Below are 12,687 nucleotides of genomic sequence, written 5' to 3' on the forward strand. Positions count from 1 at the left end.
GGTTTTATATACTTTTTTCAAAAATAGAATCGCTACTTCTCATATGAGATATATGGCTTAAGGTAAGTATAAAGCTTTTCAGTAGGAAGCCCCATAACATTAAAGTAACTTCCTTCTATTCGCTCTATCCCTATTAACCCTATCCACTCCTGAATACCATAGGCACCTGCCTTATCGTACGGCTTATAGGTCGAGACATAATAAGCAATCTCTTCTTTACTCAAAGAACGGAATACGACTTCTGTGCAGTCCGTGAAAACCTCCTGATGGTCAGCTGTGGCCAAGCAAACTGCGGTATATACCTGATGCTTTTTTCCCGACATCCCTGCAATCATTTGTAAGGCTTCTTGTTCATCTGCTGGCTTCCCTAATACCTTACCATCATTTACGACTACGGTATCAGAAGTAATCAATAGTTCTTCCTCCACCAATGTCCCCTCAAATGCTTTTCCTTTAAGGGATGCTAAATAGGCTGCTACATCTGCTGCTTCAATTTCCTCAGGAAAAATCTCTTCCACCTCTTTGGTTCTTACCTCAAAAGAAAGTCCCATCTGCTCCAATAATTGTTGCCTACGGGGAGACTTGGAAGCCAGAATAATTTTTTTACTTACGATTAAGTTCATTTTATAGTATAAAATAAAAACGAGACAACCTCATAACTCCAACAAAAATGAAAATCATTCAAATGAGATACGTTGTTGACGTTGAAGGAGAAAGGATGAAGAAAAGCACCCTTTTAAAAGGTATTTTCCTTCATCCTTTCTCCTTTTATCCCTCTGAAAATAATTTCACTTAACAGTTCGTTATGAGACGGCCCCGCTTCATAATAATTTTTCTTACTTATACATTTGGAGTTGATGATTCAATCAACAAACTCTACCTAAAGACCTACTACACACCATAATCCTTGGCAAAGGATATCGGTCTGCTGAATTTCTCCTCCAAAGAGATAAAGGTTTCTGTTCTTGAAATCCCTGGTACTCGCTGAATTTTATCATGGAGTACTTCTCTCAGGTGGTTCGTATCTCTACAGGCAATTCTCACAAAAATACTATAGTCACCTGTCGTATAATGTAAGGTTAAAATCTCAGGAATCTTCTCCAACTCCTTACTCACTGTATCGTACAAAGAACTCTTTTCAAGAAAAATACCCAAAAACGCCGTGATATCATATCCTAATCGGGCAAAATCAATATCCAATGTCGCCCCTCTTACAATACCCATTTTCTCCAGCTTTTTCATACGAACATGAACTGTTCCACCAGAAACTGGGATACGCTCAGCGATCTCCGTATAAGGAGTCTTGGCATCCTTGAGAAGTTCCGTAAGAATCTTGACATCAATTTCGTCAATCTCTAAATGCTTATCCATTCTATTGTAAATTTTTCAAAAAACGATCCCTGCCGCAAAGATATAATTTATCCGGTATGAATTTTCATTGTAAGTGTTTTTTTGCCCTTTAAAAAAATATAAAAATGAGTAAAGGCTATAAACGTACCCCTTACTATTATTCAAAATATAGTATAACATACCAAAAGACCGCAACACTGTATTTAAGGGGTTTTATGACACTTATTTTATTGATTTTGTTGACCAAAATCACCCTGCGTTTTTTTATTTAATAAGTTTAAATTCCTTTTTTTTCATGGATGAGTACCTTACATTTGTAGTGTTATCAGAGAATAATTCTCTAAAAAATCAGCCCGAGGAGGGGTATATGGGGTGCAATCCCTCACTGATTTCAAGCATGTGTTTATTTTATGTGTTGTTTATTGGTTAAGGTTAAAGGTATATGAATGTTTCATGTACCTTTTTTTATACCCTGAAATCTATAACTAGGGAAACTATAGATTTGTTTCTTTTTTATGCTTTTGTTGAAAGATTTTATGTGAATTTCTAGCAGAAGGCAAGCGTAACCAAAAAGTTGTTCCTTCTCCCTCTACACTATCCACCCAGATCGTACCGTTATTTTTCTCTACAAACTCTTTACAAAGCAATAGTCCTAGTCCTGTACCTCTTTCCTGCTCTGTCCCCGGTGTACTCACCTTTTCATCCGCTCTAAATAGTTTGTCCTTGATGACACTCGGCATACCTATTCCATAATCTTTTACTGCGATCAAAACAGTATCCTGTTCTTCTACGGCACTCACTTCAACCACTTCTTCTCTATTAGAGAATTTAAGTGCATTAGACAACAAGTTTCTTAAAACTGTAGCCATTGCATTTACATCAACCATTACCATCAAGTGTTCATCTATTAGGTTTTTGATGGTAATCTGTTTTCCTTCACTAAGATTAATTAATAAAGCCTTGGATTGATCTACCAATACTTTCAAAGAGACCTCTTCAAAATGCAACTCCATACGACCATTTTGGGCTCTCGACCATTCCAATAAGTTTTCTAGTAGCTTATAAAGATTATCTAAAGAACCTCTTAGCTCATAAGCCATTTCATGGATATCTTCTTTTGACAATTGCTCAATATAACTCACCAGAAGTGTAGTAAAACCTTGTAAACCATTCAAAGGTCCTTTGATGTCGTGTGCTAAAATCGATAGGAATTTATCTTTTGCCTTATTACTATTCAATAACTCTTGTTTTTGGCTTAACAGATCACAGTGTTGTTGACGAAAAACATGTTCTATTTTTTTACGATGAGAAATATCTACGACTAACACAATGTACTCTAAAGCATTGGTTTGGGTATTTCGGGACTTGGTGAAAGTACACATCCCCCACATATTTTGTTGTTGACTCCCTCTAAAGCATAGTTCCAGGTTTATAGCACCTTCTTCTTTGAGTAATTGTACCTCCTGTTTAAAATAGTTTACAGAAACAGCATCCAACACATCATCTATTTGCAAAACTCCTGATTTACCTTTTTCATACCCCAAAAAGTTTAACATGAGCTTATTCATGTAGGTGATTTTACCCGACTCATTAACGGTCATCACCATCATAGCGGTATCCAATGCTTTAGCGCAAGCCTCCACAGAAACGGGTAACTTATCCTGCTCCCTCAACTTACTCTTTGACAAAACTGCTCCTAGTATAAAAGTACAACTACTCAATATAGGCATCACAACCTCTAAAGGTAGTTCCACAAGAAAAAATGATAAAGTAGTTGTAGGGCTCATAACAAGTGCAATAGGGTTAATAAATCAAAAGGCATCTACAGCATGACCTGTAAAAGTAACCTTAGGTTATTGTATCTTATTGGGCAGCAATCCTTAATAACAAGCTACCCTTCCAATACAAATTAATATTATTGCACTATTTAATCGTAAGTACGTAGTTTTCCCCCTCGAAAAGTTGAAAAAATGGGAGGTTAGTAAATTAATAATTATTATATCACAAAAATAATTATTAGCAAATTCTTAACTCCCCAGATCAAGACGTTGCAATACTTGTGCTTTGGAGATATCTCTCAACCTGCCTTCTTCACAAAAAATCACTCTAGAAGGGTGCATTTTCAAAAAATTGTGATAGTGTGTTGCCATAATTACGGCAGTACCCTGTTGATTGATCTTAATAAATAGTTTCAAGATATCTTGAGCGACTACAGGATCTAAGTTTCCCGTTGGCTCATCAGCCAACAATAGTACAGGATCATTAATTAAGGCTCTGGCAATCGCTACACGTTGCTGCTCCCCACCAGACAACTGATGAGGATATTTCTTTCGATAAGCTTCAAGGCCTACCAAGGTCAAAAGATCATCCATACGTTGTTGCATCAAGGATTCTTTTTTCCAGCCAGTCGCCTTCATCACAAACAATAGGTTATCTTCTACTGTTCGATCTGTCAATAATTCAAAGTCCTGAAAAACAATTCCTAGCTTACGTCTTAGATAAGGCAGCTCCTTCTGTGGTAACTTAGCTAGCTCATAATCAGAGATAACAATAGTACCTACACGAAAAGGCAGATCAGCATACATGGTCTTAAGAATAGAAGACTTACCACTTCCTGTCTTGCCCAATAGATAGAGAAACTCCCCTTTGGCAACATCAAAAGAAACCTCTGACAATACCGAATTGCCTTGTTGCTCTACTGTTACCCCTCTAAAACTGACTACCGTATCCTTCATATCTCTAAAGGTTGTAACTTCCCAAACGGAAGCTTCTCAATCAGTGATTGTAAAGCTTCTTCCTTACCTTCTAAGCCATATTTCTCTAACTTTTTCAATGGTCGGTCTGCTCTGAAATATGCTACCAAGACAAAATTCTCGTCACGTAATTGAATGTAATCTGGAATTTTTGCCTTCCCCTTCACCTTAATGATATACATAGTTATGCGCTCCTTTTATTAATGAATACTTTAATCAGTTCCTACCTGTATTTGATAAAAAATATTTCCTATTAACACAGGATTGTCCTATTTCCTTACTAAACAAATATTGGAATAAATGTTCCTTCTTGAAGGAAAGAACATTCATTCCAAATACTATTTAACGCACGATTATACTTCCATTTTCTTGGCATCAGCCAAAAACTTCTCTAAACCAATATCGGTCAATGGATGCTTTAATAAACCTGTGATCACATTTAGTGGACAAGTAGCCACGTGAGATCCCAAACGCGCAGCTTCCACCAAGTGCATGGTATGTCTCACCGATGCAGCCAATACTTGTGTCTCGAATCCAAAATTTTCATAGATCTCTACGATATCCTGAATCAAAGCCATTCCATCAGATGAAATATCATCCAATCGACCAATAAAAGGAGATACGTAAGTCGCCCCTGCCTTAGCCGCAAGAATTGCCTGCCCAACGGAAAATACTAGCGTACAGTTTGTTTTGATTCCTTTGCTTGAAAAGTACTTAATAGCCTTTACACCATCCTTAATCATAGGTACTTTCACTACGATCTTAGGGTCAATAGCCGCTAGTGCTTCTCCTTCTGCAATCATCCCTTCCAAATCGGTAGAGATTACTTCAGCACTAACATCTCCATCTACAATATCACAAATTGCTTTGTAATGGGCTTTTTGGTTTTCTAAACCAGAGATTCCCTCTTTAGCCATCAAAGAAGGGTTCGTGGTTACACCATCCAATACGCCTAACTCATAAGCTTCCTGGATATCCTGAAGATTAGCTGTGTCAATAAAGAATTTCATGTAGTTTATGTTTATGTCGTTTATTTGAAAAACAAATATAGGACAGATCACAAAAGATACATGAAAATAGGGGGAGTTTTTTATGGACAGAACGTCCTAAGAAAAGGGGAAAATAAAAAAAGCCAGGACGCAATGCTCAACCAAATACCCTTGCTTGCTTCCGCACCTGGGGGAGTCATTGGGAGCTATTCGCCCTGACAGGTGACAAAGGTAGAAACTTTATTAATTAAATCCTACCACACATAAAAATAAATACAAAAATATAAGGATGCACTTCCGCCCATAACAAACAAATGCCAGATCGCATGGTTAAACGGCAGCTTTTCCCAGATATAGAATATCGTACCTAGTGTATAAAACAACCCTCCTATCAGAATTAAGCTAAATCCTTCCAACTCCAAAGCCGTCATTAATTCATTATAATACGCCATACCTAACCATCCCATTCCTAAATACATCATCAAAGACAGTTTCTTGAATTTTCCAATAAAGAATAACTTAAAGATTACTCCCAATACTGCTAAAGCCCAAATAGAGAAAAACATCACAACTCCCTGCTCCCCTTTTAGCGCTACCAAAGAGAATGGCGTATAGGTCCCGGCGATCAAGACATAAATAGCGGAATGATCCATCAACTGGAAGAAGCGATATAGTCTAGGATTTCTAAAGAATGCATGATAACACGTAGAAGCTAGGTATAAGACAATCATACTTCCCCCGAAAATGGAAAAGCTAGCGGTTTTGAGAGAATGAAAATCGGGGTCTTCCCGATATAGCAAAGCTAATAACCCCACAATGCTAAGTACTACCCCCATGCCGTGTGTAATAGCATTGGCTACTTCTTCACGGGGAGTTTCTGGTTTAATTACTGACATAGCTGTTAACTTTTAATCTGGTTATTAAGTCGTACTGTTATTTACATTTATTCAATCTGTCTTATTTTTCAAGAAAAAAAAGGGCATATGAGAAACCTCATACGCCCTTCTTACTTCCATCCTATGTACATAAGTTTTCCATAGAATATTTCTAAATACAGTTCCTAGTCACGTTTCCCATGGGCGATACTTTCTTTTAACCCAAGGGTAGACATTTCAACAAACTCTACATTACCTTTTAAGGCTTCAATCGTCTGAGCGCCATTATAGGTCATTCCAGAAGCTAACCCTCCCAGATATTTCTTAATAATAGGCTCCACAGGACCTTTGTAAGGTACCAGTGTCTTCTCTCCTTCTACACTCACTACTTCCGTCACCTTCTGCTTATCCTTTTTCATTTTACTGACTGCGGCATCAAAACTAGCCATTCCCCTATATGTTTTATAGGACCTGCCTTCTACCGTAATCATCTCTCCTGGTGCTTCATCTGTACCACTAACGATTGATCCAACCATGACGTTATCTGCTCCTGCCCCAATCGCTTTCACTATATCTCCAGGTTGCTTGATACCACCATCAGCACAAATAGGAATAGCACCATTAGTTCCTTTGAATGCCTCATCAATAGCAGTCAACTGGGGAACCCCACAACCTGTCATAATTCGAGTCGTACACATGGACCCCGGCCCAACTCCTACTTTCAATGCATCTGCCCCCCAATCAACAAACTCCTTAGCGGCATCTCTACTCGCTATATTCCCTACCATCACATCGATGGATGGGTAGTTCTTTTTAATATAATCCAAGGTCTCTTTTGCCATTACAGAGTGACCATGGGCAATATCCAACACAACAATGTCCATTCCTCCCTCTGCCAAAGCTTCTAATCGGGCTTCATAATCCTTGATTCCCAATGCTGCCGCACAAAGTAACCCTTCCTCCTTTACAGCCTTCACCTCATTCACTTGCTCTTCAATAGTCAGGAAACGATGTATGACACCTAATCCCCCTAATTTCCCTACTGTAATTGCCATAGGAGCCTCACAAACCGTATCCATGTTTGCGATCAGCATAGGAATTCCTATATTATGATTTTTCGAAACCTTGGTTTCAAAGGTAACATCCCTCCTTGAGCGAATCGCATTATATTTTGGAACGATCAACACATCGTCAAAACTATAGGCCTTCCTAATGTTCATAACCCAGTACTTTAATAGATCTACAACAAATAAAACATTTTACAAGGATAAGCCTTGCGGCCAAAGCTACCCTTATATTACTCAGGAAGCTATAAAATCTATCATCAAATTGAAATGACGTTTGTTGGTAAACGCAAAAAGGCCTCTGCTTTCTTACGTTAGCAAAGGCCCTTAACTTAGGTGAAAAGTAAGAGGTAAGAGGTAGAAGGTTGTTAACTCTCTCCTTTTATCAAGACAGCTATAAGAGTTGTTTACCCTTCATCCTTTATCCTTAATCCTTCATCCTTTCTCTGGAAGCAACCACAAGAGTCCCCTCCCTCTAGCTTCCTATTTTCAGTTCAATAGAAGCTGATACCGCTGATGATACATTACCCGCCTTATCCTTGAATTTCACAAAGACTTTCTTCACACCATTCCTCGTGTCGCCCAATTTCCAATGACGAACCTCTGGAATGTAAGGTCTCCAGTTGGCGCCCTGAAATGCAGGGTTATTACTTATCTTCATAAACATAGCTCCTTCTGCATGTATGGACAAGTGTACTTTTCCTTCATCATTATCGGTTATTTTTTCTCCTTTATTAATTTGGATGGATAAATTCTCAGGAGGTGTTAGGTCCAATACAATATTATCTTGTACTATAATACTCAGGTTCCCTGCCTTATCTTTGAATTGAGCAAAAACCTTTTTTTCTCCATCTCCCTCGTTAAGGGTTAAGGTATCAGCATTAATATAAGATACCCATTTTTTCTTTTCCAACTCATGCTCACTTTGGGCAATACGCATAGAGTCTGCTTCTATGGCTGTAAACTTCAGTCGAACTACCTTATCTTGCATGCTGGTAATGCGACTGCTATTATTGATATTCACACTCACCCCCATAGGAGGCATACGGTCTACAATAATTTCATCCTTTACAATATGACTCACGTTACCTGCATCATCCTTAAACTGTACAAACACCCTTCTAATGCCATCATCTCCTTTCTCCAGTTCCCACTCGATATAATCATTACGATACAGTTGCCATTTCAGCATACTAAAATTGGACGTATTACTCACCTTGTAATACTTAGCGTCATGGGCCATTAAAATGACACCTATTTTCATACTATTTAGATCTGTATGAAAACCAGAAGGACTATCAAATTGTACAAAGGGCTCTATTGGAGGTTGGGTATCCAGCAAAACGGAGGTCGTCACTACTGGCGAAATATTTCCTTTATCATCTTTGAACTGCCCCATGATCTCTTTTTGTCCATCACCTGATGATAAATGCACTTTAATATGTGGCTTAAAACGAACCCACACAGACTTATCAAACTGACTAGACTCTCCTACTTTCATCCAAGTAGCTCCTGCCGCCAAGGCAACAATCTGCACATAATGATGATTCGTCTGCTTGCCATCTTTTACAAGAATACTCACTTTTTTCAACTTAGAGGACTGTGCATATCCACTAGCAAAAATCAACATCAACAAAGTGGTCAGGTATATTCCTTTCCTCAAAATTCTTTTACTCATTAGTTAAATGGTTTTACAGAACAATACTCTTTTCCTCAGATTTATTTTATAAACTATAAAGATGGCTTTTAAGCCTTATATCATTGATATGAAATAACTGTGTCTACAAACAAAGGTTTCGACCCTGGAGACAATAAGAGGACAATTTACTAAGCAAAAAGGTCAAACCACCGACCTCACAAAGGTTTACAAAGAATAAAACGGCATTGTTTCCTCTACAGTATACAATAAGATATTACAAAGATTATTATTTTTTTAACTTTGCCCAGCACGAACAGAAAATTATGGCACAAATATTACAGTAGGGTTACTTTATATAAAGTAATTCACCCGTGCAGCATTAAAAAATATATCATCGTCATCATTCTTCATCAGAAGAAGCTAAAGCAAGATCCTCAAGCCCAAGAAAATGACTAAGAACAGCTCATTTACTTGGAATAAATAAGAGTCTTGACATACTAAAAGTACTCCAATTAAAGTTACAAGAAAAAGGAACCAACATTATTCACATGAAACAGGTATATCCGTTATTATTCCTCCTATTTTACTTTATCACATTTTCTACAACTACCGTGGCACAAACGCTAACGGAAGGAAATTGGTATGCAACTGCTCAACTGTCACAAGAACCCGTCAATGTAACTAAAGAGTTATACCCTACGGGATCGATGGAATCAGGAGACAGTACGCTTACTTTATATGGAGAAAGCAGCATCGATTTCAAGATCTACTTTATCAACGGTGATCAGTACGATCCTGTTTTTAACCCTAACCCCACTGGTATTATTCTCAACAATCAAGAATTCCAATTTTATTGTGGGATGGAAATGTCTCTAAGACAAAACTATAGTAACGTTCTTCAGGCTAATGAATTTTCCTTTCTTGGAAAGAACTACCTTGTCCTTATCTCTTTCCGAGAAGATTGTTTAGGCGATAACTGCCGTTATAGATGCTATAATTTATTCGACATTACCAACCCCAAACGAATCGTCCAAACTTCTTTCTCCAGTATCTTTGAAGGAGTAGAATCTTTTGGAGAGTTTAACAATGATGGTCAACTGGATTTTGTACGTTTTGCTCCTAAAGCTCCTGAGGGAGGTACAGCAGCCGATGCAGATACCCATTACCTTATCACTTGTTACAATGTAGGTAATGGAACTCCTAAGCAACTTTCTGATCAAGGAAACTCTTATTACCTATTTGCAGAAGGAGATGAAGGAGCCAATCAATTTCAAATCCTTAAGGCTTATTGGTTCTTTGATGTAAAAGGACAGAACAACCAGTCCATCGAGAAGACAACTTATTTCACAAAGTATATTTCTTTTGACCCTTACCATACTTACCTCTATAATCCCGAGGGAGTTCGTATAGAAAAGAATCAATACTCTGTACATGTAGAGGATTTTGGAGATCTAGAAGCCGCCCTTACTTTTTGTAATATGATGATGGAATACTTTGATGATGTATATATCATGATTGACCAATACACTGGAAATATTTCCTATCAGGTATATATTGGCAATTTCACTCATAGACAAAAAGCAGAGGACTATCAGCGAAAGCTTTTGACCTTTGGTATGCGAGGAAATGTTTCTCACTTTAGAAAGAATAATTAAATACCTTTTTGTTTATCGGTTATTACTTATCGTTTACAATCAGTAAGAAGTGATAATCGATAAACAAAAATATCTGTTTCATTCACAGACATCCAATATAGAATAATGAGATGCTGTGATATTTTTTTCTTTTATTTCTCCTTAAGTGCACAAAAATTGATATAATTATATCAAAAATAGGATTTATTGCTGATCTACGTACACTCCCTTTTACGTTGAAGACACATAGGTATATATATCTCACCTATTTTTCACCTATCATGGTATATGTGGTGTACCATAGAACTACAAAGCTAAAATTTCAATAAAAAATGAAAAGAATACTACCCCTAGCCTTGGCATTGGTCACAAGCCTTTTTATTTCTTTACAAGCACAGGCGCAGGTTCAGGAATTAATTGATCGCTCTCAATTTATGGTGGAGAATAACCGCTATGAAGATGCGATTATCATGCTAAACAATGCCATTAAGATTGAGCCAAACAATGCCGAACTTTCCTACAAAAAAGCCAGTATTTACAGCTCTATGGCACGCTTTCCTGAAGCTATACAAGCCTTAGAAGAAGCAACGGAAAAAGATCCCGCTTATACAGAAGCATTTGGCCTAATGGGTGACCTATATTCTCAATCTAAAGATGTTGCCAAGGCGATCGAAAGCTATGACAAGGCATTTAAAGCATCAAAAGAGATCGAGTTTCAATATCATTACAAGCTTAAGATCATTGATCAATTGGAAAGTTATGGGATGATTCGAGACTTGAAGAAACATGTAGAAGATGCGAAAAAGATCATTGGAGATACTTTCGAATTGAGCTATTATGCTGCCATGTACTACAATGAAGTAGGAGACCATGAAAAAGCATTGGAACTTTCCGAAAAAATCGTTCAAGATATACAACCCGTTACAGGTACAGAGATGTATTATGAGCAATATTGCATTGCCCTAATCAACCTAAGGGAGTTTGAAACTGTACGCAAGTTACAGGATGAACTTCCAGGGAACATTACTTTTCACCTACAAGACTTTACGGATACTTATTACCTATCATTAGCCAATGCCTACACTTCTATCATGGACTACGATGAAAGTATAAAGGCTTTAGAGATTGCTATTGGCTTAAATCCTCTAAATGATGAGGCTGCTCAATTGCACAAGAAGCTAGTCAGCATGAAAGATAAGGAAAGTGATAAAGTGATTGACGCTTATATCAAAACCCTGGCTTCAGAAAAAAATATTGCGGACAAGTCAAAAAAACTATTAAGTATTGCTCAATTACTTTTTGAGGCAGGTGATTTCAGCGGTACTGTAGAATACATTAATCAATATCAAGAACTTTCATTGAGAAATGCACGTGACATCAACGTCGTATTCATGAGGGCTTCTGCAGAAATGCAAGCCAATGAGAATGGATTGGCTATCGAGCAGGTTTCTAAGATTGTTCGTAATCCTCAATTCTCCTCTAAACAAAAAGTTACTTTTTACCTTTTACTAGGTGTAGCCTACAAAAAGGCTGGTGACTATGATGCTGCTGAGCAAGCCCTTAAAAATGCTTATGCCGGAGCTTATAAGAATGTCGTAAAACACGAGTTTAAGGCTATTCGTAAACTTAGAGGGGCACAACCTCAATAGTTTTTTAATTTGGAGTTAGGAGTTAGGAGTTTAATATTCAAACTACAAACTCCAGACTCTTAACTCCAGACTTCAAACTAACCACTACTTTCCTTCCCTTTTTATCTGATCCACCAGCTCTATCAGCTGCTCCTTCAGCTGCTCATCCACAATAGTTCCCTCCTTAAAGTTATCATAGAAGTTAGGTAGTGAAAATGTGGCAATCACATGCCCTCCATTATAAGGAAAACGCTTTTGAGCCATTTCCAGTACACTTGCTCCTCCCCTCGCTCCAGGTGAAGTGGCCATCAAAAAGATTTTCTTATCGCCAAACGCTTTACGCTCTGGCACTCTGGACAACCAATCAAATACATTCTTAAATGCGGCAGAATAAGCACCATTATGTTCTGCAAGCGATAATAAGATCATATCAGAATGATCGACTTTTTCTGCTAGTGTATATGCTGGCTGAGGCACACCACTTTCTTCCTCTCTATCGGCTTTATAGATAGGCATCTCAAAATCATTAAGATCTAATAGTTCCACCTCATGTTCTGAAAAAAGCGATGAGGTATACGTTACTAATTGTCTATTAATCGAAGTGCTGCTGTTAGAGCCTGCGAATGCTAATATTTTCATTTGGCTTTATAGTTTTGTGGTTTTCAAATACCATGTAATGCTTTACGGAAGTTATAGGTTATCCTTTTTAAATAAAAAAAATGGGTAGGAAACTTATGACTTCCTACCCAAACAGT

Annotated in this window: 12 protein-coding genes and 1 other RNA gene; 2 read left to right on the plus strand and 11 right to left on the minus strand. The window is 37.7% G+C overall.

The features are described from left to right. Positions 1 to 32: 32 nt before the first annotated feature. The 10 genes from ABD985_RS05515 to ABD985_RS05560 form a co-directional block, all read right to left on the minus strand. Entirely contained in the window at positions 33 to 623 is a 591-nt protein-coding gene (locus ABD985_RS05515) for a Maf family nucleotide pyrophosphatase (protein WP_345369885.1), read from the minus strand. Positions 624 to 891: 268 nt separating this feature from the next. Then, positions 892 to 1,371 (minus strand): Lrp/AsnC ligand binding domain-containing protein, encoded by a 480-nt coding sequence (locus ABD985_RS05520; RefSeq protein WP_345369887.1) that lies wholly within the window; start codon positions 1,369 to 1,371, stop codon positions 892 to 894. A 473-nt stretch (positions 1,372 to 1,844) separates the two neighbouring features. Continuing rightward, positions 1,845 to 3,104, minus strand: coding sequence for a PAS domain-containing sensor histidine kinase (locus ABD985_RS05525; RefSeq protein ID WP_345369889.1), 1,260 nt, complete (start codon positions 3,102 to 3,104; stop codon positions 1,845 to 1,847). A 273-nt stretch (positions 3,105 to 3,377) separates the two neighbouring features. Continuing rightward, positions 3,378 to 4,085, minus strand: coding sequence for a cell division ATP-binding protein FtsE (locus tag ABD985_RS05530; protein WP_345369891.1), 708 nt, complete (start codon positions 4,083 to 4,085; stop codon positions 3,378 to 3,380). Further along, positions 4,082 to 4,285, minus strand: a complete 204-nt coding sequence (locus ABD985_RS05535; RefSeq protein WP_345369892.1) for a fructose-6-phosphate aldolase — start codon at positions 4,283 to 4,285, stop codon at positions 4,082 to 4,084. The genes ABD985_RS05530 and ABD985_RS05535 overlap by 4 nt, the downstream gene beginning before the upstream one ends. A 171-nt stretch (positions 4,286 to 4,456) precedes the next feature. After that, positions 4,457 to 5,113 carry a fructose-6-phosphate aldolase gene (gene fsa / locus ABD985_RS05540; RefSeq protein WP_345369893.1) on the minus strand — a complete coding sequence of 219 codons (657 nt, stop codon included), beginning with the start codon at positions 5,111 to 5,113 and terminating at the stop codon, positions 4,457 to 4,459. A 117-nt stretch (positions 5,114 to 5,230) separates the two neighbouring features. Next, positions 5,231 to 5,313, minus strand: an RNA gene (gene ffs / locus ABD985_RS05545) — signal recognition particle sRNA small type. Positions 5,314 to 5,346: 33 nt separating this feature from the next. Next, positions 5,347 to 5,988, minus strand: a complete 642-nt coding sequence (gene trhA, locus ABD985_RS05550) for a PAQR family membrane homeostasis protein TrhA (protein ID WP_345369894.1) — start codon at positions 5,986 to 5,988, stop codon at positions 5,347 to 5,349. Between the two features lie 164 nt (positions 5,989 to 6,152). After that, on the minus strand, positions 6,153 to 7,187 hold the full coding sequence (locus ABD985_RS05555; protein WP_345369896.1) for a guanosine monophosphate reductase: 1,035 nt from the start codon (positions 7,185 to 7,187) through the stop codon (positions 6,153 to 6,155). Positions 7,188 to 7,506: 319 nt separating this feature from the next. Then, entirely contained in the window at positions 7,507 to 8,709 is a 1,203-nt protein-coding gene (locus ABD985_RS05560; protein ID WP_345369898.1) for a hypothetical protein, read from the minus strand. A 509-nt stretch (positions 8,710 to 9,218) separates the two neighbouring features. On the opposite strand from ABD985_RS05560, the gene ABD985_RS05565 reads away from it, so the two are divergent. After that, positions 9,219 to 10,325, plus strand: a complete 1,107-nt coding sequence (locus ABD985_RS05565) for a hypothetical protein (protein WP_345369900.1) — start codon at positions 9,219 to 9,221, stop codon at positions 10,323 to 10,325. 311 nt (positions 10,326 to 10,636) lie between these two features. Next, positions 10,637 to 11,953, plus strand: coding sequence for a tetratricopeptide repeat protein (locus ABD985_RS05570; protein WP_345369901.1), 1,317 nt, complete (start codon positions 10,637 to 10,639; stop codon positions 11,951 to 11,953). Positions 11,954 to 12,037: 84 nt separating this feature from the next. Here the strand turns inward: ABD985_RS05570 and ABD985_RS05575 are convergent, their stop codons facing one another. Next, the gene (locus tag ABD985_RS05575) at positions 12,038 to 12,571 is read right to left on the minus strand and encodes an NADPH-dependent FMN reductase (protein WP_345369903.1); all 534 of its coding nucleotides are present in this window, start codon (positions 12,569 to 12,571) and stop codon (positions 12,038 to 12,040) included. Positions 12,572 to 12,687: the final 116 nt, after the last annotated feature.

This window comes from Algivirga pacifica (genome assembly GCF_039543525.1).
GTDB classification, from domain to species: domain Bacteria; phylum Bacteroidota; class Bacteroidia; order Cytophagales; family Flammeovirgaceae; genus Algivirga; species Algivirga pacifica.

Bases quoted from the DNA above. Each gene is read 5' to 3' on its own strand.
- ABD985_RS05515 (WP_345369885.1), bottom strand. From the start codon at position 623: ATGAACTTAATCGTAAGTAAAAAAATTATTCTGGCTTCCAAGTCTCCC.
- ABD985_RS05520 (WP_345369887.1), bottom strand. From the start codon at position 1,371: ATGGATAAGCATTTAGAGATTGACGAAATTGATGTCAAGATTCTTACG.
- ABD985_RS05530 (WP_345369891.1), bottom strand. From the start codon at position 4,085: ATGAAGGATACGGTAGTCAGTTTTAGAGGGGTAACAGTAGAGCAACAA.
- ABD985_RS05535 (WP_345369892.1), bottom strand. From the start codon at position 4,285: ATGTATATCATTAAGGTGAAGGGGAAGGCAAAAATTCCAGATTACATT.
- fsa (WP_345369893.1), bottom strand. From the start codon at position 5,113: ATGAAATTCTTTATTGACACAGCTAATCTTCAGGATATCCAGGAAGCT.
- trhA (WP_345369894.1), bottom strand. From the start codon at position 5,988: ATGTCAGTAATTAAACCAGAAACTCCCCGTGAAGAAGTAGCCAATGCT.
- ABD985_RS05555 (WP_345369896.1), bottom strand. From the start codon at position 7,187: ATGAACATTAGGAAGGCCTATAGTTTTGACGATGTGTTGATCGTTCCA.
- ABD985_RS05560 (WP_345369898.1), bottom strand. From the start codon at position 8,709: ATGAGTAAAAGAATTTTGAGGAAAGGAATATACCTGACCACTTTGTTG.
- ABD985_RS05565 (WP_345369900.1), top strand. From the start codon at position 9,219: ATGAAACAGGTATATCCGTTATTATTCCTCCTATTTTACTTTATCACA.
- ABD985_RS05570 (WP_345369901.1), top strand. From the start codon at position 10,637: ATGAAAAGAATACTACCCCTAGCCTTGGCATTGGTCACAAGCCTTTTT.
- ABD985_RS05575 (WP_345369903.1), bottom strand. From the start codon at position 12,571: ATGAAAATATTAGCATTCGCAGGCTCTAACAGCAGCACTTCGATTAAT.